Source organism: Cognatishimia sp. 1_MG-2023, from assembly GCF_030548175.1.
Taxonomy (GTDB): domain Bacteria; phylum Pseudomonadota; class Alphaproteobacteria; order Rhodobacterales; family Rhodobacteraceae; genus Cognatishimia.
Genome location: NZ_JAUORX010000004.1, coordinates 147,107 through 170,694 on the forward strand (window position 1 = coordinate 147,107; position 23,588 = coordinate 170,694).

Genomic DNA, 23,588 nt, shown 5'->3' on the forward strand with positions numbered 1-23,588 from the left:
ATTTCAGCGCTTTGCGCCGAGTTGCACATTCCGCCACAAGGGCGTTCAAGAGCATCGTTCTGACGTTACAGAAAGGCCGGGCCATCCTGTGCCACCTCATCGGGTGCAGCACCAACATGGCGTCCAAGTGCTAATGGAATACTAAACCGCAAGACCGCAATAATCCGCATTTGACTCAAACCGATCAGGCTCGCCGTTCAAACGACCCACAGGTATTATTAGGCAATGTCCGCCGTTGGCCTTGGCTGTCATATGTATCCAGCCCGCGCCGAATGCTGCGCAGCGTTTGCAACCGTTCCGCTGCCGCCCGAATGCCAAGCATCGCGCTTTCTAATAGGCTTTGATTATAGTTCATCCGGTTCTGGACGTGCTGCAAATCCGGAAAATCGGCCTGTCCCAATTCACCAATCTGCTCCAATAGCTGTTCTTTTTCATCCAGCAACTCGGTAAACTTCGGCAAATTCCCAGTCAAAAGATGCTCGCGTTCGCGTTCTAATAGGTCGTCTAATTGTTCGATAAGATCCGATGCATTATTTTCCATTGCTTTGATCCTTTAGTGTTTCAAAAAACAATTCCGCCAAGCCGATTCCGCCCGATTTTGCCATTTCGGCTGCCTGCGCCTCTCGTAGAAACGATGAAAACTGATCTTCGCCAGCCCCGCCACCAAAGGCCTCGCTGGTTTTACCCAGCCCCGCGTCCTTCAGCATTTCCGCCAAAAAATGCGCTTCCAGCTTTTCGGCCACCGCGCGCAATTCACTGTCCGGTCGTGTCGCCAAGGACGACGTTTGAGAAATCGGATCGGTCATCAACTGTCTCCAAATTGAACTGTCTTTTTCGAAATTGGCGGGAAACAGTTAAATAACTGGTAAGGGCAATGTCCCCATAGTCACGGCATCTGGAAGAAATCCGAGGTCGCCATGATTGCTTTGCCTATTGTCCTGACGGACCCTGCCGCACCAACCGGCCAGCCCACTGCGCAACCAATTGCGCCACAAACTGCGGTCGATGCCACGCCGACAGAGTTGGAATTTGCAACCGTCTTTGCAGCCCCTGCTCAGCCGTCGATAGAGTCTGTGCCAGAACCAGAGGTCGGTGAAACTCAAACAGAACCAGAGGTCGGTGAAGATCAAGAGCCGGGAATTGAACTGGCCGATGAAACGGTGCCCGCCCCGCCTGCAGACACATCAGATGTCGCGCCATCCCTCCCCGTTGCGCACACGCCAACGCCAACCGCAACGCCATCTGAATCACGTATCAACAGCCCAGCGTTGCCTCCAAAACAACCGCCCGCGCCGGTTCCCCCCGTGCATCACACCGTCGACCAAACGCGCGCCACAGAACAGCCAACGGCACAGGCGACAGCGACCAAAGACACCCCGTTGCCCACGGTCAAGCCAGATACATCGCCAAACAATCCGGTCACCAAACCTGCCCAAATACTGCCGCAACCGGTGCAATCCACGGCGGCCCTGCCTCAACACCGCACAACCAAACCAACCCGAACCGCGGCCCCCGCATTGCCCCCACCGCCTACTGCAATCCATAGCCAACCGCTGTATCAATCAGCGCCCCCAAAGCAGATTGAAACGCAGGTCAAACAACCAACCCTGCCAGCTTCTGCTCCGAAACAAGCCCCCCCAGCGCAGCACATTGCGCCAGCCAAAGCGCCGACACAAATCGCGCCAACGCCGTCGATCACTACAGCACAGCCCGCTGAATCGCAGTTCCAAATCAAAGAGCCTCTAGAATCGCAAACCGCCCCCCTCACAACTTTCCGAACCAGCACAGAGGTACAGGGCACCCCAACCCAACCCACACATTCCGCGCCCCCTGCACAAACAGCGCCTCGTCAAATTATCACCCATTTACAGCAGGCCAACACGCATCAAACCGAACTACACCTCACCCCAGAAGAGCTGGGAAGGGTGCGCCTAACCCTGCACACAACCGAACAGGGGCTGACCCTAACCATTCAGGCAGAGCGATCCGAAACCTCGGATCTTCTGCGTCGTCACATGACCGACCTCAGCCAAGAATTCGCCGACCTCGGCTATTCCGACATCAACTTTTCCTTCGCGGACCAAGACCGGAAAACCGCTCAAGACACATCAGATGCCAAGGGCGAAGGCCCCCATGACGACGAACAATCACACATGCAATCACAGCCCCTAGCGCCACAGGCACACCGCCCAACGGCCGCCGGTTCCGGGCTCGACATCCGACTATAGGAATATCGAAATGCAAGTCACCAATACGCAATCCACCACAACCCAGGCCACGGCCTCTCCCGTCATCAGCTCGGATTTTGAGACGTTCCTCAAAATGCTAACGGCGCAAATGCAGAACCAAGATCCCCTGAACCCAATTGAATCCAGCGATTTCGCGACCCAGCTTGCAACCTTTTCTGCGGTTGAACAGCAGGTTCTTACGAATGATTTGCTTAAAAACTTACAAACCCAGTTCAGCGCAATGGACATGTCCCAAATGGCCGGTTGGGTCGGGATGGAGGCCAAAGTCCTTGCACCCGGCTACTATGACGGCAACCCAATAGACCTCATGACCTACCCGCTTTCCACAGCGGACAGCGCGGAACTGGTCGTCACCAACGAAGACGGCGACGAAATCACCCGCTTCGCGATACCAATCGAAAGCGATACAATGCAATGGGATGGCACCGACGCAGATGGCAACGCCGTGGCCGATGGCCTCTATACCTTCACCGTCGAAAGCACCAAAGATGACGAAGTGGTCGAAAGCCTCTCGGCCGAGGTTTACAGCCGCGTCACCGAAGCACGCACAACCAGCCAGGGCGTTTACCTCGTCCTCGAGGGTGGCTCTATCGTGCATTCCAACGATGTGTCCGGCCTGCGTGAGGCGGTCTAACGCACTTGTTCATAAGGGCCATCTCGGCTAGCGTCCGGCCGGTTCCTAACTTGGATACGGCCAGTGATCTTAACGCTTCCACTCCCCCCCAAGGTTCTGCGCGACAGCGTCAGCGCCCACTTGCCTTGGGCGACACATGGGGAATGGGTGGCCCTGTTCGGCGGGCGCACCAATTGCGCGTGGCACGTCACGGGCCAAGACGCCACGCAATCCGCCGTCTTGAAACTCTACCGTGCCCCGGCGCGCAATCCGCTGTTCCCCAACGACCCCGCCGCAGAGGCCGCGCTGCTGGATCACCTCGCCACAACCAATATCGCGCCGCAACTGATTGCCCATTTCCAGACAGAGATCGGCACCTGCAATCTGTACCAAGCCATCCCCGGAACGCCGTGGTCCTCAGGCGTGACCGATGTCGCCAATTTGATGCAACGTCTACACGCAATTGCACCGCCAAGCGGCCTGCGCCAATCCCCAAACGGCAGCGATGCAATCCTTGCCCATGCGGATAAAATCCTGTCGATGTGCCATTCCACAGCGGCCTTGCACGGATTACGCCCCAAGGGCACCGTCCCACCAACAGATCACCCCGCCCTTCTGCATTGCGACATTGTTCCGGGCAATTTGATTCAAAACGAAACCGGCCTGCACCTGATTGATTGGCAATGTCCCGCCATCGGTGACCCCGCTGAAGACATCGCCGTCTTCCTCTCCCCCGCCATGCAAATCCTTTATCGCGGAGAGGCGCTCCAGACGTCCGACGTTAACCAATTTCTAGACACCCAAGAAAAAGCGCAAGCCATACGCTATCGTATGCTTGCGCCCTTTTATCACTATCGCATGGCCGCCTATTGCCTGTGGCAATCGCAAAACGACAGACCTGATTACGCCGAAGGCTACGCCGCAGAATGCGCCGCCCTTCAGGCCTGTTAACGCAGCTTCTTCAAGATCGCCAAGGACGCATAGCCATCCGGCTCCATCCCGATAGACCGCTGATACGCCCGCACCGCGTCAATCGTAAGCGGCCCGATTTTGCCATCCACTTTTACCGTATCAAATCCAGCCGCCGTCAACCGGCGCTGCAATTCCTTACGCTCCGAAAAGGTTAACGCCCGATCATCACGCGGCCAGCGCGCTTTAATCTTACCGCCGCCTTTAATTCGATCACTCAGATGCCCCACGCCAATCACATAGGCATCTGCCGTGTTATACCGTTCAATCGCATCGAAATTACGGAAAATCAAAAACGCCGCACCGCGTTGCCCAGCAGGCAACAACAGGGACGCCGCGCCATAATTCTTAACGGACTTCCCGGACATATCCTTAACGCCCAAAGCGCCCCATTCGCTTGGCATCTTCTTAATCTTGCGGTTGGCCAGCGCATAATTGAACCCACGGGGCAAGGTCACCTCAACACCCCAAGGCACACCAGTCTTCCAACCGGACTTCTTCAAATACGCCGCGGTAGAGGCCAAGGCATCCGATGGATCATCCGACCAAATATCGCGTTTGCCATCACCGGTGAAATCCACGGCAAAGGCCAAATACGATGTCGGGATAAACTGCGTATGCCCCATGGCACCTGCCCAACTACCAACCATACGCCTTGGTACGGTATCGCCGTTCTGCAAAATCTTAAGCGCCGCGATCAACTGCGCTTCAAAGAACTTCCCACGTCGCCCATCAAAGGCCAAGGTCGCAAGCGCTTCGATGATCGGCGTATCGCCCCGCACGGCACCGTATGCACTTTCCAAGCCCCACACCGCGACAACAACTTCTTTGTCCACGCCATACTTGCGCTCAATCGCATTCAGCGTTTTGGCATGCTTGCGCAACGCTGCTTTGCCGTTTTTCACACGGCTGTCTGACGCCGCAGAATCCAAATACTCCCACAAGGTCTTGGTAAACTCGGATTGGTTCCGATCCCGGCGCACCACATCCGCGTTATAGCTGACACCGCGAAACGACCGATCCAAAACCGACTTTGAAATCCCTTGCCGCGCCGCACGTGTCTTAAACGACCGTATCCAAGCTTCGAACCGTGCGTTCGCCGGAACAATATCTGCGGTTAAAACATCTGGCCGCACCGCAGGTTTCACCGAAACCAATGCCGCCACTTGAACACCCTGCGCATCTACGCTGCGCATCACGGGCCGCAACGACCGCTCTGGCGCATTCGCCAATCCTGCTGTCGCTAATCCACTTAAAACCAAACCACTTACCAAGGCTCGGCCTAACGTTGCTAATTGCATCACTCGCCCCACAATTACTTATTATGCTCCATGCTAACCCTATTCTTGCGTCACAGAGAACAACCAAATGGTTAACAGCGCTTATCCGGCGATTGCGCGCGCATCTGCGCTAAGTAATCCCGCAACATCGCAACACGACGCGGGCGAAAGCTTTGTTCTAAAACACTAAGATTTTGCATCCGGTCCAACCGAAACGCCCGAAAATCCGCCCGCAAATGACACCACGCCAATAAACAATGGCTCATCTGCATATAAACAATCGACAGCGGATCAACCTCGCGCTGCGTCTTGGCGCCAACCGCATCCGCATAGTCAAACCGCACCCGCCGTTCTTCCCATGCTGCACACCGCAACTCGTGCGCGTCAACCGTGGGGGCCGGTGGTGGATTGAACCGCGACGCCGTCAAAACCGCATGCCGCAACCGATGCGCTTGCCCTTCTGGCAAACGCGCGCGCAATTTCGACAGCGCGCCATCCGCCGCCTTTGCCAAGGCCGGGTCGCCCACGGCCATCACCTCGCGCAGACCCAAAACCAATGCCTCCAGCTCGTCACCCTCAAATCCAAGGGGCGGCAGGCTGGCATCCTCGATCAACGTGTACCCAAACCCGGCCTCGCCATCGATCACCGCGCCTAATCCGCGCAGACTATCAATGTCCCGGTAAATGGTGCGTTGCGATACGCACATTTCTTCGGCCAACCGCCCCGCCGTTGCGGGCGGCGGCAAACTGCGCAAGGCTTGCATCAACTGAAAAAGGCGGGCGGTGCGTGACATATCCAGACCATACTCGCCCATGCTGACAATAATTGGCAACAGCATAGGTTAATGTGTTGGAAAGGAATTTAGACGATGCCGCACCCATTCACAGATCCAGCCGTTTCCACCGCCTTTGACGCATTCCCAGAATCTGCACGTGCAGGAACACTATTGCTGCGCGACCTCATCTTGAACGAGGCCGCAACCCTTCCCCAAATCGGCACCGTCCAAGAGGTCCTGCGTTGGGGCCAACCCAGCTACATTACCCCCGACCGCAAAGCGGCAACGACCCTTCGGATTGGCACACACAAATCCGCGGCTTTCGCGATTTTCGCCCATTGCCAAAGTGGTGTGATCACAAATTACGCAACCCGGTTTCCGTGCTGGGATCGGTTAGATGGAAATCGCGCCGTGCTGTTCAATGACCTGTCCGAAGTAGAGCCATTTCGCCTCGGCACGCTGATCCGCGATGCGCTGACCTATCACCTAAAGTCACCGCAGACGGCGATGGCCTAACATCAAGAAAAGGAATCGTACGTTTCAGCCTTTGAAACGTACGAATTTCCACATTTTCGATTGGTAAGCTGACCGCGCGTTGCGCGTTATTTCCGTTTACGCGCAACCTTACGCTTGGCCTTGGCCGCCTTCTTTTTGGCAGCGCTCATCTTACGTTTCACCGGACGCCCACGGCCCCGTTTCGGCCCCTTGGAAGTCGCCTCGCCGTTAATCTCTAACAACTCAAGCGCGATGCCACCCGTTACCGGCGTTGCCTCTGACAAACGCACCAAAACACGCTGCCCAAGACTAATGATCAAACCTGTTTCTGATCCAACTAACCTGTTGTTTTCCTGATCAAATTGGAAATACTCACGCCCCAGCTCGCGCATCGGCACAAGCCCATCCGCACCGGTTTCATCAAGCTTCACAAACACCCCAAACCGCGCGATTCCGCTGATTTTTCCGGTGAATTCGTTACCAACCCGTTCGCTCAAATAGGACGCCAGATAACGGTCCGTCGTGTCCCGCTCGGCCAACATAGACCGGCGTTCCGTGTCAGAGATATGACCACCAGTTTGTTCAAGGTTTTCAATATCTTGCGGGGTCAGACCATCTTTGCCCCAGCCGTGCGAGGACACCAAAGACCGATGCACAATCAAATCCGCATAGCGACGAATAGGCGATGTAAAGTGCCCATACGACCGCAACGCCAACCCGAAATGCCCAAAGTTATTCGGCGAATAATAGGCCTGCGTCATCGACCGAAGCGTCGAAAGGTTAATCAATTCGGCCTCTTCCGTGCCCGCCGCATCCTTTAGCAATTTGTTCAAATGCCGCGTTTGCAACACCTGACCTTTGGCCAAAACAAACCCAGCAGATCGCGCAACCTCTCGTAAACTATCAAGTTTTTCGGGGTTCGGTTCTTCGTGCACGCGGAATAACAGCGGCGATTGCTTCGCAATCAACGTCTCTGCCGCGGCCACGTTCGCAAGGATCATGAACTCTTCAATTAACTTATGCGCGTCCAAACGGTCCCGGAAATTGATCGAGGCAACAGTGCCGTCCTCGGCCAAAACCACCTTACGTTCCGGCAGGTCCAACTCCAACGGCGCCCGCTCTGCACGTGCCTTTTGCGTCGCGCGATACGCCGCATACAAAGGCGCTATGACCTCATCCAACAATTCCGCACAGCGTTCATTCGGATTTCCATCCTGCGCCTGCTGCACTTCTTCGTAGTTCAAAGACGCCACAGATCGCATCATCCCGCGCACAAACCGGTGCGAAATTTTGTTCCCATTTGCATCCAATTGCATCCGCACAGCCAAACAGGCCCGCGGCACGCCTTCGTGCAAAGAACACAGATCACCGGACAATCTATCGGGCAACATCGGCACCACGCGATCCGGGAAGTAACTGGAATTACCGCGTTTTTTCGCCTCGCGGTCCAATGCAGACCCCGGCGTTACGTAATGCGCAACGTCGGCAATCGCGACCCAAACCACGTGTCCACCCGGGTTTTTCGGGTCATCATCCGCATGCGCAAAACACGCATCATCATGGTCCCGCGCATCCGCCGGATCAATCGTGACCAACGGCATATCCCGCAAATCTTCGCGTTTGCCCAAAGGCGCAGGCTTCGCCGCATCCGCCTCTGCAATCACATCATCAGGGAAACTATCAGGAATCCCATGCTGATGAATCGCGATCAAAGACACCGCTTTCGGCGCAGACGGATCGCCCAAACGCGACACAATGCTGGCGCGCTGCAATCCCATCCGACCTTTAGGGCCAGATTGCTCTGCCTCGACCAACTCGCCATCCTTTGCCCCATTCACAGCACCAGACGGCACAAACCATTCTTTTTGTTCACCTTTATCGACAGGCAGAATGCGCCCGCCCTCGTCATTTTTGCGGAAAACGCCCAAAATTCGCTGTGGATTTGATCCGACTTTTCGGATCATGCGACCTTCGTATTGCCAGTCTTCGCCCTCGACCTCAGTCACGCGCGCAAGCAGTTTGTCGCCCTCGCCCAACGCCGGATCAGAGGCTCGCTCGACCATCAGAATAACAGGTTCTGGCCCTTTGCCTTGCCATTCCATCGGCTCCGCCAACAGATCGCCATCAACTGAAGAACCCAATATTTTCAAAACACTAACTGGCGGCAAACGATCTGGATCGCGATAACTGCGCGACCGTTTTTCCAGATGCCCTTCGGCTTCCAGCTCGCGCAGGATTCGTTTCAAATCAATCCGTGCAGCGCCTTTGATGCCAAAAGCTTTGGCAATATCGCGTTTACTGGTGAGGGTCGGGTTCTCAGAAATCCACTCTAGGATCTCCGCTTTCGAAGGCATTTTCATGTTTGCGGCCTATCATGCCCGCAGACGGGCGTCACCGAGAAAGATCATTCAGCCGCTTTAGATCATCCAAAGTGTCCACATCGCGCAACGTTGCGACTTTGCCAATGCGCAGCCCTTTCATCGTCGCGGCACTGTCCGCCAACGCATGTTCAGTTGACCAACGCACGCCATCAAACAGCCCAACAGGTACAGGGCCAACGCGTTTCATCCCAACCAACCAATATCCGCCATCAGGCGCGGGGCCAAACACAGCATCGCTCGATCCAAGCGACTGAAATGCCTCAGTAATGCGCGCCCTATTGATCCCAGGAATGTCGGCACCAATGATGCAAACCGGACCGGGAGCCGCACTGCGAAAGACGCGCGCCATACGGTCACCCAAGTTGCCACCGCCCTGAACAATCCGCGGAAGGTGCGCAGGCCAAACACGGCTTTGCAGCCCCTCACGATCAGGCGCGACGGCCAAAACGGTTTCCCACTTCGGGCTTTCGATACGCCGCAACAATGCAGCAACCTGATGCCGAAACCACCACGCCGAAGCTGTTAGCCCCATGTCACGCCCCAACCGTGTCTTTACCCGCCCCGGATGCGGTTCTTTGACCATCACAACCAACTGCGGTCTCACAACAGCATCTCCATATCGCGATGCGGAATGCCTGCGTCGTCATAGGTTGGCCCACAGATCGTAAAGCCTAGCTTTTCATAAAAGCCAATCGCGTGCTCTTGCGCGCCAAGCATGATGCGGTTCATGCCGCCTTTTGCGATGATCCGCTCAATTCCATCACGCACCAATGCGGCGCCCAAACCAGTGCCGCGTTGCGATTTCACAACGCAAATCCGCCCAATCTTGCCGGTTGTGCCAACCTGCAACAACCGCGTCGTGCCAACAGGGACATCATTAACAGTGGCTAGGACATGAACGGCCTGATCATCCAGGCCATCCATCTCGTCTGCTTCAGCAACACCTTGTTCTACAATGAAAACTTCGCGCCTTAAGGCATGGCAAGCGGCCAAGTCTGAGGTTTCAAAAATCTCCCAAGTCACGCAAAATAGTCCTTTAGAATCCGCGCATAGATCGCTTTGAGTTGATGGATTTGCTCAACCGGCACACATTCGTCCACTTTGTGCATCGTCTTACCAACAAGGCCAAATTCCACAACGGGGCAATGATGCTGCATGAACCGCGCATCAGAGGTACCGCCACTTGTGGAAAGCTCTGGCGTCATGCCCGTTTCCGCCGCGACGGATTTCGCCACCAAATCAGACAAGGCACCGGGTGGGGTGATAAAACTCTCGCCAGAGATTTTGACGATCATCTCAATCTCTACACCGGTTTCAGCGGCCACTTCGTCCAAAAGTGTTTGCATCCAATCAGTTAGCTTAGCGCCAGTATGTGCGTCGTTGAAACGAATATTCACGGTCGATTTGCATTCGGCTGGGATCACATTGGTCGCCGGATTGCCGGTATCCATTGTGACAACCGCCAAGGTCGACGCATCAAAATGCTCTGTCCCTTGATCCAACTCATGTGATGCCAAGCGGTCCATCAAACGCGCCATTGCAGGCAACGGGTTTTTCGCGCGGTGTGGGTAGGCCGAATGGCCCTGAACACCCTTGAACGTAAACCAAGCCGTCATGGATCCACGGCGACCAATCTTCATCATCTCGCCCATTGTGTTTGGGCAAGTGGGTTCACCAACTAAACAGACTGACATCTGCTCATTTTCGGCGCTCATGTAGTCCAACAGCGCGGTTGTACCATCAAGCGCGTCTGCCTCTTCGTCACCCGTGATCGTTAGGATCAACGCCCCGCTTGGCGGTGCGTCCTGCACCAGATCAATCGCCGCCGCCACAAAGGCTGCCACTCCCGATTTCATATCCGTTGCGCCACGGCCGTACATGACCCCATCTTTGATCTCGGCACCAAAGGGCGCCATGGTCCACGCCGCCTCGTCGCCAATAGGCACAACATCGGTATGGCCATTGAAACCAAAGGTTTTTGCGTGTCCTTTGTCACCCCAGCGCGCAAATAAATTGCTGATGCCACCTCGATCTACGCGCGTGCAGGCAAATCCTGCGTCGGTCAGCAGGCCGTCAAGCAACTGCAATGCACCACCTTCTTCTGGCGTCACAGATGGGCAGCGGATCAGGTCAGCGGTGAGTGCGGCGGGGTCAATTGTGGGCATGGGATCCTCATGAATGAATGCTCAAGGCCTATCCCGGAATCCAACGCTGTGCAAATCACTGATTTGCAATCCACAAAAACCGCTGTGGCAATCGTTCAAATCGTGCTAAAACACGAAAAACCCGATCAAAAAACGGGACGAGCAGTAAGATGAATATGACAGGTACTCCTATGAAATTGGGCACCCTTTTATGACTTGGGTCGGTCTTTCCGATCACAAGTCGCACGCGCTTGGCGGCCTGCCTACGATTGGCGGCATACTTGAACGCGGCACGCTAATGCTAGAAACTCGTGTGGCCCCACAAGCAAAGCCGCAGCCGATCGTCGGGCTTGAGCTACGCGGCACCCGTGATTGCAGCTTGTCTCTGCAAGCCATGCCGGGTGGTGGGATTCACTTTCTGCTGCGGCAAGACACGCAAATTTTACACGCTGCATTGGCGCACGACGCTGAAGATCAAGCCGATATTCTGCGCATCAGCTATGCTTGGGATCTGTCCAAATCCACTGGCCATTTGGTGATTGAGCGCCCCGGAACGCATAAAGTATTCCGCCGTGAGTTCACGAACCCACTGCCACTTTCAGCCGATTGTATCAAACACCTGATTACCCCATCAGGTAGGCGTCTGATGTGTGAAGATGTTGTGTATGTCGCGGTGTCAGATCAGGTAGAACCGATTGGTCCTATGCCAGCGCTGTGTCCCACAACACCGATCCAAACCCCATATGGCTTAAAACCGGCTGGCAAACTAAAACGCGGTGACCTTGTTGTTACGCTGAATGGCGACACTGTCCCGGTGTTACATACGTTACGCCACACTGTACCCGCACGAGGTTCCTTCGAGCCTGTCCGCTTAAGGGCTCCGTATTTTGGATTGCAGCAAGATATCGTCGTTACTCAAGAAGCACGTTTAGTCGTTGGCGGCACGCAGGTTGAATATCTTTTTGGATCCGAAAGCGTTTTGGTTCCGGTCAAGCACCTGACGACTGGTGGATCAGCACGGATCGAGGAAGGCCACAAGCTGGTCTCTTACGTGCAACTATTGCTACCAGACCACGAACCGATATTAGCGGGTGGCACTGCAATCGAAAGCCTCAGCATCGGGCGTATTCGCCGAAAGCGCGATTTGATGCCAGCCACTCTATTGTCTCAGTTTGATCCGCTAACTATCCCAGAACATTCAAAAACTGCATTTCCGGTCCTAAAACACTTCGAAGCGGTCACTCTCGCCCACCATCGCGCCGCATAAAACTTGCCTCAAGGCCCTGTATTGTTTAGTCCCGCTACAAGTTTGGGGATCGACACATGACAAAACGCTTTATTGGCTTCCTACTCGGATTGACCCTTTTGGCATGCGAGCTATCGGCGCAAACCCTACACGTTGGCACGATTTCACGGGCACCCTTTTCGTTTGAAGAGCGCGACAAAGATAGCGGATTTTCGTTAGAGCTTTGGAGCCAGGTCGCCCGCGATTTGAACCGTTCTTATGACATCAAGCGATATGCTAACTTCAGCCAAATGCTAAACGCCGTTCAAGATGGCGAAGTCGATTTAGCCATCGCCAATATTTCCATCACAGCGGCACGCGAACAGAAAATGGACTTTAGCCATCCGATATTTGAAAGTGGGTTGCAGGTGATGATCCCAAGCGATGCCACCCACAGCTCCCCCCTTTGGAGTGCGCTGCTGTCCAAAGATTTGTTGCTGGCGATCTTGCTGGCCTTCGCCATGCTATTCGGCGGCGGCATGTTGATGTGGGCCTTTGAACGTCGAGCACAACCTTATTTCGACCGTCCGGCAAGCGAGGCCATGTTTCCTTCGTTCTGGTGGGCTCTGAATCTTGTGGTCAATGGTGGTTTCGAAGAACGCGTGCCGCGCACTTTCTTTGGCCGCATCTTTGGCGTCCTTCTGGTCGTGTCATCGCTATTTATTGTGTCGGTATTCGTCGCGCGGATTACGGCGGTCATGACCGTTGATGCCATCAATCAAAATGTAACGTCGGTCAACGATCTATACGGTCGCCGCGTTGGCACAATCGAAGGTTCGACAGCAGCGGCTTATATGAATGGTCGTGATCTGGTGTACCGCGGATACGCGAACCTAGACGCGCTTACGACAGCGTTCGAAGCGCAGGAATTGGATGCCGTGTTATTCGATGCCCCAGTGCTTGCATACTACACGCAGACGGCTGGCAAAGACCTCGCATCGCTCACAGGCCCTGTGTTTCTTCGGGAAAGCTATGGGATTGCCTTACCAACCGGTAGTGACCTGACAGAACAGATCAATCAGTCGCTGTTATCAATGCGTGAAGACGGTGCGTATGACCGGCTTCATGCAAAGTGGTTTGGCTCACTGAACTAGGCCGTCTTCGGCACTTTCTTCACCCTTAAAGAACGGCGTTAGCTGCGCCACTACAACCGAGTTCTCGGCCAAAGCACGCTCCATCAATTCACGCTCGTCTTCGGCGATTTCGTGGCCTTGCGCTTCGCGTTCTTCTAGCGTGCCATATCCGGTCACATCCAAAGGCGCGAGATCGGCTTGCTTAAGAATTGCAACCGTTTCGCGCACGGCTTCGGCTTCGTCAACGCCAGACGCGTAGATCATCAAAGCACCGCCTGTGGCGTTCTTTGGTAGGCCGTCGCCATCTTTGCGACCAACTTGTACCAACAGAGTGTAGACTTGCTGGCGCGATATTTTCTTTGGCTTATCCATATTGCTTCATTGCGAGGCCGGTGGCTGAAAGTCAAGTTGCCAATGTCGAATTAGGTAGGTATGTAATAACGTAACCTTTCCATGATAAATACCTCGATGGCAAAAAATCTAAATACCTCACTTCGCCGAAAACGACGCGCAAAGAATCCAATGTCAGAGTTTGATAACTTGCCGGTAGAGCTGCGCAGTTGGATTGCCACAGCCCAGCTACCATGGTCCCCGCATTCTGTTGCCCGCCTCTGGAAGAGCGCGCTCAAAAAGAAAGACGGCAACGTTCATGCGGCGCTTTGTTATCTTTCCGACTGCGAGGCCCGCCAGATACAAAAAGACGCGCCCACAATATGGGGCACGTCCTATCTTTTAACAGTCGCGGCTTAGGATTAGTCGCGTAGCAATTCGTTGATGCCAGTTTTCGAACGTGTGCGTTCGTCAACGCGCTTAACAATCACAGCGCAATATAGGTTAATACCATTCTTTGATGGCATAGAGCCCGCGACAACAACGGAGTAAGGCGGCACTTCACCGTACATCACTTCGCCAGTTTCGCGGTCAACGATCTTAGTGGACTGGCCGATAAATACGCCCATGCCTAGAACTGAACCTTCGCGAACGATACAGCCTTCGACAACCTCGGAACGGGCGCCAATAAAGCAGTTGTCTTCGATGATGGTTGGGCCGGCCTGCATTGGCTCAAGAACACCGCCGATACCAACGCCACCTGATAGGTGAACATTCTTACCGATCTGTGCGCAGGACCCGACAGTCGCCCAAGTGTCGACCATAGTGCCCTCATCAACATGAGCACCGAGGTTCACAAAGGATGGCATCAAAACAACGCCCGGCGCGATGTAGGCAGATTTGCGAACAACTGCATTTGGAACAGCGCGGAAGCCTGCAGTTTTCCACTCGGACTCGCCCCAGCCCTTGAACTTGCTGTCGACTTTATCCCACCAACCGGAGCCCTGTGGGCCACCAGATTGTTCCTCCATATCCTTGATACGGAAACCAAGCAAAACGGCTTTTTTGGCCCATTGGTTCACGTGCCAATCGCCATTTTCCATCTTTTCCGCAACGCGCAGCTTACCACTGTCCAATGCGTTCAGCGTGTCTTCGATCGCGTCGCGAGTTTCACCAGTGGTTGCTGGGGTGATTGTATCGCGTGCCTCCCAGGCGGCTTCGATCGCGGTTTCCAATTGCGCGTTGGACATGTTTCTTAAACTCCATTCCTCAGGATTCGAGCTTACATACCGAAAGGCAGGCAAAAGGTCATTAGCCTATTGCATATCACACCCTGCTTCGTGACTGGCCATGCCATTCAGAACGCGCTAGGCCTATAACAAAGCGAATAGGTTAAGGACGTTACCAGTATGAAAGAAGATCATCGCCACCCATTGCGCGACGCTCACACGGACCGAAGCTCTGCAAAAGCGGTTCCTGACACACCACAAACACGTGCCCCGGAATATCGCCTCGCATTCGCGGACGATGACTTTCTGTGCCGCGACGAGCTACGCCCCGTACGCCTACAGTTGGAATTGCTAAAACCGCAAATGATCCAAGACGAGCGCGGCATCGAAAGCACGATTGTCATGTTTGGTGGTGCGCGCATTCCAGAGCCTGCGAAAAAAGACTCGGCGCGGACCAAGACGCTGGCTGATCTTTCTCGATTTTATGATGAAGCACGCGACTTTGCGCGTTTGATGACGGAAAAGTCCAATGGCCGCGAAAACGTCATCGTTACGGGCGGTGGCCCTGGCGTGATGGAAGCAGGCAACCGTGGTGCGATTGACGCTGGCGGGGCCTCCATCGGGTTAAATATCGTACTGCCATTTGAGCAAGCACCAAATGAATACGTGACACCTGAGCTGTGCTTTAACTTCCACTATTTTGCGATCCGCAAGATGCACTTTTTGATGCGCGCCCGCGCTATCTGTGTATTCCCAGGTGGTTTTGGCACCATGGACGAATTGTTCGAGGCGCTGACACTGATTCAAACCGGACGTATGGAACGGGTGCCGTTCCTTCTGTTTGGCCGGGAATTCTGGGAAAAGATCATCAACTGGGATGCCCTCAGCGATGCGGGAACGATTTCAGCCGAAGATTTGGAATTGTTCCGTTTTGTCGAAACCGCAGAAGAGGCCATCGACGCCATTGATAACTGGGGCGACACCAACCTACGCGACTCTGTTCCGGGCCGCTAAACATATTGTCTGTCGCCGACTATTCGGCGGCAGACATTTTCTGAACGATCTGTGGCTGCACAAGCAGCTCTTTTGACACAGCGTTGCGGATCACGTCAGCAACGCTCAGGCCCCGGCCTTCGGCATTTTGCTTTAGGATCGAAAGCAATCGCGCATCCAATTCAAACATAACGGTAACTTGTTCCATACGAACAAGTTGATCCGAATTCATTAAGGGTGGATTAATTCCCCAACCCTGTTTCCGCTTCAATCTGCTTTTTCGATTTACGTTGCCGTTCTGTCGCCGATTTCAGCTGACCGCAGGCCGCAAAAATATCTTCGCCACGTGGGCGACGGATTGGCGAAGAGTAACCAGCCGCGTGAATGATATCTGCAAAGGCATGAATACGGTTGTTGGACGAACGCGTATACGGCGCTCCGGGCCATTCGTTGAATGGGATCAAATTGACCTTGGCTGGGATACCCTTGATCAGCTCGACCAAACGATGCGCGTCTTCTTTGCTATCGTTCACGCCGTTCAGCATCACATACTCAAACGTAATCCGCTCGCTATTGGACACCCGAGGATAAGCGCGCAGCGCTTCCAGCAAAGCCTCGATGTTCCAGCGTTTGTTGATTGGGACCAACTGGTCACGCACTTCGTCAGTGGTGGCATGGAAAGAGACCGCCAACAAACAGCCAATCTCCTCGGCGGTCCGCGCAATCTCTGGAACGACACCAGACGTCGAAAGCGTAATGCGACGACGGCTAAGAGAGATCCCTTCGGGATCCATCGCAATATTCATCGCGTCGCGCACGTTTTCAAAGTTATAGAGCGGCTCACCCATGCCCATCAGAACGATGTTGGACAGTAGGCGCGCCTCGCCAAGGTTACGTTCACCCGGAGTTGGCCATTCGTCCAGATCATCCCGCGCCATCATGATCTGACCCACGATTTCGCCAGCTGTCAGGTTACGCACCAGTTTCTGAGTACCAGTGTGGCAGAACGAACAGGTCAGCGTGCAACCCACCTGCGACGACACACATAGCGTTCCGCGATCTTCTTCTGGGATATACACGACTTCAACTTCGTGGCCGCCAGCAATCCGCACCAGATATTTGCGTGTGCCATCAACAGACACTTGCTTACTGACAACTTCAGGAATTTCGACAACGAATTTTTCATCCAACTCAGCACGGAACGCTTTGGAGAGGTTCGTCATTTCATTGAAATCACGCACGCCCCACTGATAAATCCACTGCCAGATTTGACCAGCGCGCATCTTGGCTTGTTTTTCTTTGGTGCCGTGTTCGATCAAAACCGAACGCAATGCGTCGCGCGTCAACCCGACGAGGTTGATCTTACCGCCTTCGGGCAGCTTGCGCGGAATGGTATGTACGTCCTGCGTGATGGGGGCGCTGGCGGTCATGATTTTATCTCCGGGAAATCAGGCGCGTGAGATACACTATTTATAGCAATTTGCAAACCAACGCAGAAAAAGTGATTTATCTCACCTCAACTGACAGGGGTTGTCAGTTCGGTCCGGTCATAAGCGGCGCATTAACTTACTAAGGAAACACACATGTCAGTCATTGAAACCGTCCGCTATCGCCTAAAAGAAGGCGTGACAATCGAACAAGCCGTAAAAGCATGGGAAGACAGCCAAAGCTTTGCGCGTGCACAGCCGGGGTTCCTCTCTCGGAAAATTGCCGTGACAGAAGACGGCGAAATGCTGGATCACGTCGAATGGGCCACAATGGAAGATGCCAAAGCTGTCGCCGCGGCCTTTGATCCCGGCAAGTATCCAGAATTGCTGGGGCTGGTGCAGGCGCTTGATGAAAGCTCCATGGTCATGACCCATTACACCGTGATGGGCTCAACGGACTAAGATGCGTCGAACCGACAGGCTCTTTGATCTCATCCAAATCATCCGCGATGGACGGCTGCACAAGGCAACAGACCTTGCAGAACGCCTAGAGGTGTCGGTTCGCACCATTTACCGGGATATGGACACATTGGTGGGGTCCGGCATCCCTGTCGAAGGCGAGCGGGGCGTGGGATACATTTTGCGCGCCCCCATTTTCTTGCCACCCGTTACTTTATCCCAAGTGGAACTAGAGGCTTTGCATCTAGGCGCTGCTTTGGTGCAACAAACAGCCGACCCCGAGTTGCAACAGGCTGCAAAACGTCTGGTTTCTAAAGTTGATCAAGTGATGCCTGATGGTCGTGAGCCACCCAAACAAGGCTGGGGCGTCGCAGTCTTTGGAGCGCCAGATGTGCAGGCCAGCTTTACGCATTTACCCACGATCAGACGGGCTGTTCGTGAAAAGCAAGTATTAGAAATCGACTATGCCAAGGGCGATGGCACGCCAAGCCGCCGTTTCATCCACCCGCTACAATTAGAATACTGGGGGCAAGCTTGGACCTGCACTGCTTGGTGCGAAACGCGCAAAGATTTTCGAGTGTTTCGAATCGACCGTATCCGCGGCCTAATCGCCGCGGAACGTCATTTTGTAGATGAAACCGGTAAACGCTTGCGCGATTACCTAGAAATCAACGGATACCCAGAGGCCTAAGTTGATTTAGCTGCAACGCTTGCTGGCATCATCAACAGCCGCCGTAAATCCAAGCAAAGAGAAGGTATCTTGGGTTTTGGTGCCACGGCCACTTTGACCAGTCAAAACCGCAGACTTACCGCGCTTCATCGCCGCGACGATTTTCGCGTCATCTTCCGGCTGCGGCCACGCCCATTCACCCTCTGTGAACAGATCATAGGATTTATCGTCGATTTTCAAACCAACAGTCGAGCCAGATTTAAACGGATAACCGCCTGTAAAGGTCACCTGACCATTCACTTTCTGATCTGGACGGAAAAACACCATCAACAGCGTCTGCGAACGGTTCACCGCAACAACGGCGCCATTCCGTGTGTTTAGGCTTTCTTTGAACGTACTCACAGCCCAGCATTCTTTCGGGCTAGGCTCTTCAAAAACGCTCCAGTCCGTTTTAGCTGCGACTTGGTTGGTGCTTTCTTGTGCGGAGGCAATGCCACCCACAAACGTCAACGCCGCTGCAACAGTCCCCAGCACAGCCACGCGCAATTTCGTAATTCCCATATGTACAGCCTCCAAGCTGTGTCTTCCCTCAAATCCGCTGCCCACATTTTCCGTTGTCCGGTTTTTGATCGTGGGCATTTCTTTCTCGATTACACTACTTTACTCTGATTTTCATCATTGGTGAAAGCCCTGTTGGCACGAAATCGCCCATTATCTGAGAGTACATATGACACAACCTGTTCCAATGGTGGAAATCTGGCGCGGGCCGGTAGTGGAAAGCTTGCATACTGGACACGCGGTGGTCTGCAATGCCAACGGCGAGATTATTCACGCCTGGGGGAACCCAGACACCGTGGTATTGCCCCGCAGTTCAGCGAAAATGCTGCAGGCATTGCCGCTCATTGAAAGCGGCGCGGCGGATGCTTTCGGCCTGTCGGATGAACAATTGGCGCTGTCTTGCGCCTCACACAATGGCGCATTGATCCACACTGACCGGGTTCAATCGTGGCTCGACACACTTGAACTATCCGACAACGATCTACGTTGCGGGCCGCAACCGCCACAGGACAGATCCGCAAAGCACGGCCTTATCCGCGCGCACACCACGCCGTGCCAGTATCATAACAACTGCTCGGGCAAACACGCTGGTTTTTTGACACTAACCAAGCACTTAAAAGCCGGACCGGACTATCACACGATTGATCACCCAGTTCAAAAAGCTTGTTTGGCAGCCTTCAACGAAATGACACAAGAAACCAGCACGGGCTACGGAATTGACGGCTGTTCAGCACCCAACCATTCGGTTTCCGTGCATGGCATGGCCCGCGCAATGGCCTCTTTCGCAGCAGCAAACCCCGAAGGCACCACAAGGGAACGCGCAGCCGCTCGCTTACATCGTGCAATGGCGCGCTATCCGGAATTGGTTGCGGGTGAAGGTCGCGCGTGTACCTATTTGATGCGCGCTATGGATCATAAAGTGACAGTAAAAACCGGAGCCGAAGGGTTTTTCATCGCCATTCTGCCGGATCAAAAACTAGGCGTTGCGTTGAAAATCAAAGACGGCGCGACGCGCGCAGCTGAATGCGCCATCGCTGCAATCTTGGTAAAACTGGGTGCGCTTGATCCAAACCATCCTGATGCGCAGCGTTTCACAAACGCGCCAATCTTGAATTTTAATAAACTGACAACGGGCCATATGCGCCCGACAGTCGCGTTCGCATAAAAAAGGGCGACCCGAAGGTCGCCCTATTCAGTGCAATAGCCGCACTTACATTTGCAATGCTTCGGCCACCTCGACGGTGCCGCCATCTTGTAGAATCGGGCAACCCTTTGCCAACTCAGTCGCAGCTTCGATGGAATCCGCTGTAACTAATGTGAAGCCAGACAGTGGATTAGAGCCACCGTTGTCTTCAACTCCGGACGCAGTCACCGTTTTGGACATACCAACAGGTGCACCGCCGTCCGCGATAGCTGACCCCATCGTTTCATACCAAGACATCCAAGCCGCCATGACCTTTTGGCCTTCTTCCGGGGACTCTGGTTTACCACCGCCGTGATACGCAAAAATAAAGTTAGGCATGTTCATCTCCAATACTGATAATATTTACGGGCGCGCAGCCCTTAAGGGTCTGACAGGAGATACTCCTGTCAGGGATTTGCTTGGCATTTCGCCAAATTCTTAGTGCTCGAGAGCCTCAGCGATACTACGCAGTGCGCGTGTCCAACCCTGCTCGTGGCGGCTAGACACATCGTCATCGCCCAACTCACGGTGATCCACGATCAATCGCGCACCAGAGGATGTTTCCACGATCGTATACATCACATGGCTTTCAGGACCACGATTGCCTTCTGGATCGTGCCACCCCCAAGTAAAGCCAACCGACTTCGGCGGGTTCACATGTGTCACTTGGCCAGACAGCTTCATCTCTGTGCCATCAGCCGAAATCATTTCAATGAACCACGGTCCCAGCGCTGAGAAATCCATCGCGTCAGCAGGAAATGTCATGCCTTCGTAGCCAAACCACTTTAGCACGTTTTCGCGTTGCGTGACGAAATTATAGAGCCGTTCTGGGCTGACGTTGTATTCACGTTCCAACCTAATATCGGTCAAATGTCCTCCTCGGCAGCTAGGGCTGCTTCTATTCTATCCAGACTCGCTTCCCAAAAAGAGCGGTGGTCCATCGTCCAATCCGCAACAACCCGCAGCGCCTCTGGGCGCACAGTGTAGAACCGTTTTGTGCCTACAGCGCGTTGGTTCAAAAGCCCGGCTTCTCTTAACACCTTAAGGTGGCGAGAGATGGCTGGGCCGCTGATCGAAGAATCAGACACCAAGTCACCTGCAGGCAATTCGCCCTCGGACATCAGTCTTTCAACAATGCCAAAGCGCGTTTCATCTGAAAGGGCCGCAAATACGGATCGCAAGTTGTTCATGAACAATATTTAACACATTAGTTAAATATAAGAAAGAGATTTTTGTGGAGGCCGTTATACCTGTTGCTCCATCCACTTACGAAGCGCTTGGAGCGGTGGATAATTCGCCTTTGTTTCTGGCCAAACAAGGTAATAAGCACCACTCGTCACACGCTTTGCATTATCCAAGGCGATCAACTGATTGCGCTGCAATTCACCTTCCAGCAAAAACCGCGGCATTAAAGCGACGCCTAGTCCGCCAGCGGCTGCCTGCAGCATTGTAGCGAATTGATCAAACACCATTCCGGCTTTGAATTCGACAGGCACATCATTCTGCGCGAACCAACGACGCCAGGCGTTTGGGCGCGACTCTAGATGCAGCAACGGCATATCACGCAACATCGCGGGCTGGACTTGGCGACCCTTAGCCAAATGCTCTGACATCACCGGAACCAATTCTTCATCCAACAGATGCATTGTCTCAGTCCCGGCCCAATTGTCCCGGCCAAAATGAATAGCCGCGTGAAACCGTTCACGAGAAAAATCAAACGGTTCTAGCCGTGTAGACAAATTCACCGTCACACCCGGGCTACCAGACAGAAAATCAGCAAGTCGCGGCGCCAACCAATGCGCGCCAAATGCTGGTAAGATTGCAAGGTTCAGCACGCCGCCATGTGGGTTAGAACGCAAATCAACAGTCGCGTTTGATATTTGGGTCAGCCCTTCGCGAATACTTTCAGCGTAAGCCGCACCAACAGGCGTCAGCGTCAGCCGCTTCTTTTCCCGAAGGAATAATTTGTAATCCAGAAAATCTTCGAGCTTTTGAAGCTGGCGGCTTACGGCCCCTTGCGTCAAATCCAATTGCTGCGCCGCCGCCGTGACCGACCCAGTCCGAGCCACTGCCTCAAATGCAGTTAACCAGCCCAATGGCGGAAGAGAACGGCGAGAGATTTGCATAACTTCATTCCAAATCGAAATGTTATCATTCCGATATATCGCTATTTTTTAGAATTTCGCCACCCTAGAATATCAACAACCATGATTTTCATTTCGATTTGGCATGAAATTCACCCTTCTACACCACTGGACACCAAATGCCCTTGAAAGCCAAAGACGCACCCGACCTGAATACATTCAAATGGGACGACCCGTTCCTACTGGAACAGCAACTCACTGACGAAGAACGCATGTTGCGCGACGGGGCTAACGCATACGCCCAAGATAAACTTTTGCCGCGCGTCACGAATGCCTTTGAAACCGAACATACAGACCCAGAGATTTTCCGTGAAATGGGTGAGATGGGCCTATTGGGCGCAACGATCCCCGAAGAATACGGCGGATTAGGCGCGGGGTATGTGTCCTACGGATTAATCGCCCGCGAAGTAGAGCGGGTCGATTCCGGTTACCGCTCCATGATGTCGGTCCAAAGCTCGCTGGTGATGTACCCGATCTACGCCTATGGAACCGAAGAACAACGCCGCAAGTATCTGCCCAAACTGTCCTCTGGCGAGTGGATTGGCTGCTTTGGACTAACAGAGCCTGATGCAGGATCAGACCCCGGTAGTATGAAAACCACCGCCAAAAAGGTAGACGGCGGCTATGTGCTGAATGGTTCAAAAATGTGGATATCAAACGCGCCCATCGCTGACGTTTTTGTCGTTTGGGCGAAATCCGACGCACACGAAGGCAAAATTAAAGGCTTTGTTCTGGACAAAGGTTTGGCTGGTCTATCCGCACCTAAAATTTCCAACAAAGCCAGTCTGCGCGCGTCGATTACGGGTGAAATCGTATTGGACAATGTTGAGGTTGGAGACGACGCCCTATTGCCGAATGTACAAGGGCTAAAGGGCCCTTTCGGTTGCCTGAACCGCGCGCGGTACGGCATCTCGTGGGGCGTTATGGGCGCAGCAGAGGCATGCTGGCAAGCATCCCGCCAATATGGCTTGGACCGCAAGCAATTCGGCAAACCGCTGGCCCAAACTCAACTTTTCCAACTGAAGTTGGCCAATATGCAAACAGAAATCTCGCTTGGTTTGCAGGCAGCGCTTCGTGTTGGTCGCCTGATGGACGACGCGCAAGCGGCCCCAGAAATGATCTCGATGATCAAACGAAACAATTGTGGCAAAGCACTAGAAATCGCACGTCACGCACGAGACATGCATGGTGGTAACGGCATTTCCCTAGAATTCCATGTGATCCGCCACATGGTGAATTTGGAAACTGTAAACACCTACGAAGGCACCCATGATGTCCATGCCCTGATCCTAGGGCGGGCGCAAACCGGTCTTCAGGCCTTTGTGTAACG

29 protein-coding genes are annotated in these 23,588 nt (G+C 54.0%); 12 read left to right on the forward strand and 17 right to left on the reverse strand.

Annotated features, from left to right (window positions below):
* Positions 1–184: 184 nt before the first annotated feature.
* On the reverse strand, positions 185–541 hold the full coding sequence (locus Q4544_RS08390) for a flagellar biosynthesis protein FlgN (protein ID WP_303505286.1): 357 nt from the start codon (positions 539–541) through the stop codon (positions 185–187).
* Positions 531–806, reverse strand: a complete 276-nt coding sequence (locus Q4544_RS08395; protein WP_303505287.1) for a rod-binding protein — start codon at positions 804–806, stop codon at positions 531–533. The genes Q4544_RS08390 and Q4544_RS08395 overlap by 11 nt, the downstream gene beginning before the upstream one ends.
* 111 nt (positions 807–917) lie before the next feature.
* Between Q4544_RS08395 and Q4544_RS08400 the strand changes: the two genes are divergently transcribed.
* From Q4544_RS08400 to Q4544_RS08410, 3 genes are all read left to right on the forward strand, one after another.
* Positions 918–2,228: a flagellar hook-length control protein FliK gene (locus Q4544_RS08400; RefSeq protein ID WP_303505288.1), complete on the forward strand. Its 1,311-nt coding sequence runs from the start codon at positions 918–920 to the stop codon at positions 2,226–2,228.
* A gap of 10 nt (positions 2,229–2,238) precedes the next feature.
* Entirely contained in the window at positions 2,239–2,883 is a 645-nt protein-coding gene (locus tag Q4544_RS08405) for a flagellar hook capping FlgD N-terminal domain-containing protein (RefSeq protein WP_303505289.1), read from the forward strand.
* A gap of 63 nt (positions 2,884–2,946) precedes the next feature.
* Complete coding sequence (locus Q4544_RS08410; protein ID WP_303505292.1) at positions 2,947–3,813, forward strand: phosphotransferase; 867 nt, start codon at positions 2,947–2,949, stop codon at positions 3,811–3,813.
* Here Q4544_RS08410 and Q4544_RS08415 read toward each other — a convergent pair.
* Together Q4544_RS08415 and Q4544_RS08420 are read right to left on the reverse strand one after the other, a co-directional pair.
* The gene (locus Q4544_RS08415; RefSeq protein ID WP_303505294.1) at positions 3,810–5,132 is read right to left on the reverse strand and encodes a lytic murein transglycosylase; all 1,323 of its coding nucleotides are present in this window, start codon (positions 5,130–5,132) and stop codon (positions 3,810–3,812) included. The two genes, Q4544_RS08410 and Q4544_RS08415, sit on opposite strands and share 4 nt — an antisense overlap.
* Positions 5,133–5,203: 71 nt before the next feature.
* Entirely contained in the window at positions 5,204–5,905 is a 702-nt protein-coding gene (locus tag Q4544_RS08420; RefSeq protein ID WP_303505729.1) for a YafY family protein, read from the reverse strand.
* A 75-nt stretch (positions 5,906–5,980) separates the two neighbouring features.
* Between Q4544_RS08420 and Q4544_RS08425 the strand changes: the two genes are divergently transcribed.
* Positions 5,981–6,403: a DUF1801 domain-containing protein gene (locus tag Q4544_RS08425; protein WP_303505295.1), complete on the forward strand. Its 423-nt coding sequence runs from the start codon at positions 5,981–5,983 to the stop codon at positions 6,401–6,403.
* Positions 6,404–6,489: 86 nt separating this feature from the next.
* On the opposite strand, the gene rnr is transcribed toward Q4544_RS08425, so the two are convergent.
* The 4 genes from rnr to dapE are packed head-to-tail and all read right to left on the reverse strand — an operon-like array spanning position 6,490 to position 10,928.
* Complete coding sequence (rnr, locus tag Q4544_RS08430) at positions 6,490–8,742, reverse strand: ribonuclease R (protein WP_303505297.1); 2,253 nt, start codon at positions 8,740–8,742, stop codon at positions 6,490–6,492.
* 31 nt (positions 8,743–8,773) lie between these two features.
* Positions 8,774–9,367, reverse strand: coding sequence for a TIGR04282 family arsenosugar biosynthesis glycosyltransferase (locus Q4544_RS08435; RefSeq protein ID WP_303505299.1), 594 nt, complete (start codon positions 9,365–9,367; stop codon positions 8,774–8,776).
* Positions 9,364–9,786 carry a GNAT family N-acetyltransferase gene (locus tag Q4544_RS08440; protein ID WP_303505301.1) on the reverse strand — a complete coding sequence of 141 codons (423 nt, stop codon included), beginning with the start codon at positions 9,784–9,786 and terminating at the stop codon, positions 9,364–9,366. The genes Q4544_RS08435 and Q4544_RS08440 overlap by 4 nt, the downstream gene beginning before the upstream one ends.
* Positions 9,783–10,928 (reverse strand): succinyl-diaminopimelate desuccinylase, encoded by a 1,146-nt coding sequence (dapE, locus tag Q4544_RS08445; RefSeq protein WP_303505303.1) that lies wholly within the window; start codon positions 10,926–10,928, stop codon positions 9,783–9,785. The genes Q4544_RS08440 and dapE overlap by 4 nt, the downstream gene beginning before the upstream one ends.
* 190 nt (positions 10,929–11,118) lie before the next feature.
* Between dapE and Q4544_RS08450 the strand changes: the two genes are divergently transcribed.
* Positions 11,119–12,174, forward strand: coding sequence for a Hint domain-containing protein (locus tag Q4544_RS08450; protein ID WP_303505305.1), 1,056 nt, complete (start codon positions 11,119–11,121; stop codon positions 12,172–12,174).
* Positions 12,175–12,230: 56 nt separating this feature from the next.
* Positions 12,231–13,286 (forward strand): transporter substrate-binding domain-containing protein, encoded by a 1,056-nt coding sequence (locus tag Q4544_RS08455; RefSeq protein WP_303505307.1) that lies wholly within the window; start codon positions 12,231–12,233, stop codon positions 13,284–13,286.
* On the opposite strand, the gene Q4544_RS08460 is transcribed toward Q4544_RS08455, so the two are convergent.
* Positions 13,275–13,637: a hypothetical protein gene (locus Q4544_RS08460; protein ID WP_303505309.1), complete on the reverse strand. Its 363-nt coding sequence runs from the start codon at positions 13,635–13,637 to the stop codon at positions 13,275–13,277. The two genes, Q4544_RS08455 and Q4544_RS08460, sit on opposite strands and share 12 nt — an antisense overlap.
* Before the next feature lie 96 nt (positions 13,638–13,733).
* Here Q4544_RS08460 and Q4544_RS08465 point away from each other — a divergent pair, with 96 nt between their 5' ends.
* Complete coding sequence (locus tag Q4544_RS08465; protein WP_303505310.1) at positions 13,734–14,015, forward strand: DUF6525 family protein; 282 nt, start codon at positions 13,734–13,736, stop codon at positions 14,013–14,015.
* Positions 14,016–14,017: 2 nt separating this feature from the next.
* On the opposite strand, the gene dapD is transcribed toward Q4544_RS08465, so the two are convergent.
* Complete coding sequence (gene dapD / locus Q4544_RS08470) at positions 14,018–14,845, reverse strand: 2,3,4,5-tetrahydropyridine-2,6-dicarboxylate N-succinyltransferase (protein ID WP_303505312.1); 828 nt, start codon at positions 14,843–14,845, stop codon at positions 14,018–14,020.
* 159 nt (positions 14,846–15,004) lie between these two features.
* On the opposite strand from dapD, the gene Q4544_RS08475 reads away from it, so the two are divergent.
* Entirely contained in the window at positions 15,005–15,838 is an 834-nt protein-coding gene (locus Q4544_RS08475; RefSeq protein WP_303505314.1) for a TIGR00730 family Rossman fold protein, read from the forward strand.
* Positions 15,839–15,857: 19 nt separating this feature from the next.
* On the opposite strand, the gene Q4544_RS08480 is transcribed toward Q4544_RS08475, so the two are convergent.
* Together Q4544_RS08480 and rlmN are read right to left on the reverse strand one after the other, a co-directional pair.
* On the reverse strand, positions 15,858–16,049 hold the full coding sequence (locus Q4544_RS08480; RefSeq protein WP_303505316.1) for a hypothetical protein: 192 nt from the start codon (positions 16,047–16,049) through the stop codon (positions 15,858–15,860).
* Positions 16,050–16,059: 10 nt separating this feature from the next.
* Positions 16,060–17,247, reverse strand: a complete 1,188-nt coding sequence (rlmN, locus tag Q4544_RS08485; RefSeq protein ID WP_303505318.1) for a 23S rRNA (adenine(2503)-C(2))-methyltransferase RlmN — start codon at positions 17,245–17,247, stop codon at positions 16,060–16,062.
* A gap of 153 nt (positions 17,248–17,400) precedes the next feature.
* Here rlmN and Q4544_RS08490 point away from each other — a divergent pair, with 153 nt between their 5' ends.
* Both Q4544_RS08490 and Q4544_RS08495 read left to right on the forward strand, forming a co-directional pair.
* Positions 17,401–17,706: an antibiotic biosynthesis monooxygenase gene (locus Q4544_RS08490; protein WP_303505320.1), complete on the forward strand. Its 306-nt coding sequence runs from the start codon at positions 17,401–17,403 to the stop codon at positions 17,704–17,706.
* 1 nt (position 17,707) lies between these two features.
* The gene (locus Q4544_RS08495) at positions 17,708–18,394 is read left to right on the forward strand and encodes a YafY family protein (RefSeq protein WP_303505322.1); all 687 of its coding nucleotides are present in this window, start codon (positions 17,708–17,710) and stop codon (positions 18,392–18,394) included.
* 6 nt (positions 18,395–18,400) lie between these two features.
* On the opposite strand, the gene Q4544_RS08500 is transcribed toward Q4544_RS08495, so the two are convergent.
* Complete coding sequence (locus Q4544_RS08500) at positions 18,401–18,934, reverse strand: invasion associated locus B family protein (RefSeq protein ID WP_303505324.1); 534 nt, start codon at positions 18,932–18,934, stop codon at positions 18,401–18,403.
* A gap of 166 nt (positions 18,935–19,100) precedes the next feature.
* On the opposite strand from Q4544_RS08500, the gene Q4544_RS08505 reads away from it, so the two are divergent.
* Entirely contained in the window at positions 19,101–20,096 is a 996-nt protein-coding gene (locus Q4544_RS08505; RefSeq protein ID WP_303505326.1) for an asparaginase, read from the forward strand.
* A 45-nt stretch (positions 20,097–20,141) separates the two neighbouring features.
* Here the strand turns inward: Q4544_RS08505 and Q4544_RS08510 are convergent, their stop codons facing one another.
* The 4 genes from Q4544_RS08510 to Q4544_RS08525 all read right to left on the reverse strand — a co-directional run bounded on the left by Q4544_RS08510 (position 20,142) and on the right by Q4544_RS08525 (position 22,240).
* Positions 20,142–20,453 (reverse strand): YciI family protein, encoded by a 312-nt coding sequence (locus Q4544_RS08510; protein WP_303505328.1) that lies wholly within the window; start codon positions 20,451–20,453, stop codon positions 20,142–20,144.
* Between the two features lie 99 nt (positions 20,454–20,552).
* A complete protein-coding gene (locus tag Q4544_RS08515) occupies positions 20,553–20,984 on the reverse strand; it encodes an SRPBCC domain-containing protein (protein WP_303505330.1) in 432 nt (143 codons plus the stop codon).
* Positions 20,981–21,304: a helix-turn-helix transcriptional regulator gene (locus tag Q4544_RS08520; RefSeq protein ID WP_303505332.1), complete on the reverse strand. Its 324-nt coding sequence runs from the start codon at positions 21,302–21,304 to the stop codon at positions 20,981–20,983. Before Q4544_RS08520 ends, Q4544_RS08515 begins: the two co-directional genes overlap by 4 nt.
* Before the next feature lie 54 nt (positions 21,305–21,358).
* Positions 21,359–22,240: a LysR substrate-binding domain-containing protein gene (locus Q4544_RS08525; RefSeq protein WP_303505335.1), complete on the reverse strand. Its 882-nt coding sequence runs from the start codon at positions 22,238–22,240 to the stop codon at positions 21,359–21,361.
* 137 nt (positions 22,241–22,377) lie between these two features.
* On the opposite strand from Q4544_RS08525, the gene Q4544_RS08530 reads away from it, so the two are divergent.
* On the forward strand, positions 22,378–23,586 hold the full coding sequence (locus tag Q4544_RS08530; RefSeq protein ID WP_303505337.1) for an acyl-CoA dehydrogenase: 1,209 nt from the start codon (positions 22,378–22,380) through the stop codon (positions 23,584–23,586).
* Positions 23,587–23,588 lie beyond the last annotated feature (2 nt).

Excerpts from the sequence above, each read along its gene's own strand:
- Q4544_RS08390 (WP_303505286.1), bottom strand. The coding sequence starts at position 541 with ATGGAAAATAATGCATCGGATCTTATCGAACAATTAGACGACCTATTA.
- Q4544_RS08395 (WP_303505287.1), bottom strand. The coding sequence starts at position 806 with ATGACCGATCCGATTTCTCAAACGTCGTCCTTGGCGACACGACCGGAC.
- Q4544_RS08400 (WP_303505288.1), top strand. The coding sequence starts at position 918 with ATGATTGCTTTGCCTATTGTCCTGACGGACCCTGCCGCACCAACCGGC.
- Q4544_RS08405 (WP_303505289.1), top strand. The coding sequence starts at position 2,239 with ATGCAAGTCACCAATACGCAATCCACCACAACCCAGGCCACGGCCTCT.
- Q4544_RS08415 (WP_303505294.1), bottom strand. The coding sequence starts at position 5,132 with ATGCAATTAGCAACGTTAGGCCGAGCCTTGGTAAGTGGTTTGGTTTTA.
- Q4544_RS08420 (WP_303505729.1), bottom strand. The coding sequence starts at position 5,905 with ATGTCACGCACCGCCCGCCTTTTTCAGTTGATGCAAGCCTTGCGCAGT.
- Q4544_RS08425 (WP_303505295.1), top strand. The coding sequence starts at position 5,981 with ATGCCGCACCCATTCACAGATCCAGCCGTTTCCACCGCCTTTGACGCA.
- rnr (WP_303505297.1), bottom strand. The coding sequence starts at position 8,742 with ATGAAAATGCCTTCGAAAGCGGAGATCCTAGAGTGGATTTCTGAGAAC.
- dapE (WP_303505303.1), bottom strand. The coding sequence starts at position 10,928 with ATGCCCACAATTGACCCCGCCGCACTCACCGCTGACCTGATCCGCTGC.
- Q4544_RS08450 (WP_303505305.1), top strand. The coding sequence starts at position 11,119 with ATGACTTGGGTCGGTCTTTCCGATCACAAGTCGCACGCGCTTGGCGGC.
- Q4544_RS08455 (WP_303505307.1), top strand. The coding sequence starts at position 12,231 with ATGACAAAACGCTTTATTGGCTTCCTACTCGGATTGACCCTTTTGGCA.
- Q4544_RS08460 (WP_303505309.1), bottom strand. The coding sequence starts at position 13,637 with ATGGATAAGCCAAAGAAAATATCGCGCCAGCAAGTCTACACTCTGTTG.
- Q4544_RS08465 (WP_303505310.1), top strand. The coding sequence starts at position 13,734 with ATGGCAAAAAATCTAAATACCTCACTTCGCCGAAAACGACGCGCAAAG.
- dapD (WP_303505312.1), bottom strand. The coding sequence starts at position 14,845 with ATGTCCAACGCGCAATTGGAAACCGCGATCGAAGCCGCCTGGGAGGCA.
- Q4544_RS08475 (WP_303505314.1), top strand. The coding sequence starts at position 15,005 with ATGAAAGAAGATCATCGCCACCCATTGCGCGACGCTCACACGGACCGA.
- Q4544_RS08480 (WP_303505316.1), bottom strand. The coding sequence starts at position 16,049 with ATGAATTCGGATCAACTTGTTCGTATGGAACAAGTTACCGTTATGTTT.
- rlmN (WP_303505318.1), bottom strand. The coding sequence starts at position 17,247 with ATGACCGCCAGCGCCCCCATCACGCAGGACGTACATACCATTCCGCGC.
- Q4544_RS08490 (WP_303505320.1), top strand. The coding sequence starts at position 17,401 with ATGTCAGTCATTGAAACCGTCCGCTATCGCCTAAAAGAAGGCGTGACA.
- Q4544_RS08495 (WP_303505322.1), top strand. The coding sequence starts at position 17,708 with ATGCGTCGAACCGACAGGCTCTTTGATCTCATCCAAATCATCCGCGAT.
- Q4544_RS08500 (WP_303505324.1), bottom strand. The coding sequence starts at position 18,934 with ATGGGAATTACGAAATTGCGCGTGGCTGTGCTGGGGACTGTTGCAGCG.
- Q4544_RS08505 (WP_303505326.1), top strand. The coding sequence starts at position 19,101 with ATGACACAACCTGTTCCAATGGTGGAAATCTGGCGCGGGCCGGTAGTG.
- Q4544_RS08510 (WP_303505328.1), bottom strand. The coding sequence starts at position 20,453 with ATGCCTAACTTTATTTTTGCGTATCACGGCGGTGGTAAACCAGAGTCC.
- Q4544_RS08520 (WP_303505332.1), bottom strand. The coding sequence starts at position 21,304 with ATGAACAACTTGCGATCCGTATTTGCGGCCCTTTCAGATGAAACGCGC.
- Q4544_RS08525 (WP_303505335.1), bottom strand. The coding sequence starts at position 22,240 with ATGCAAATCTCTCGCCGTTCTCTTCCGCCATTGGGCTGGTTAACTGCA.
- Q4544_RS08530 (WP_303505337.1), top strand. The coding sequence starts at position 22,378 with ATGCCCTTGAAAGCCAAAGACGCACCCGACCTGAATACATTCAAATGG.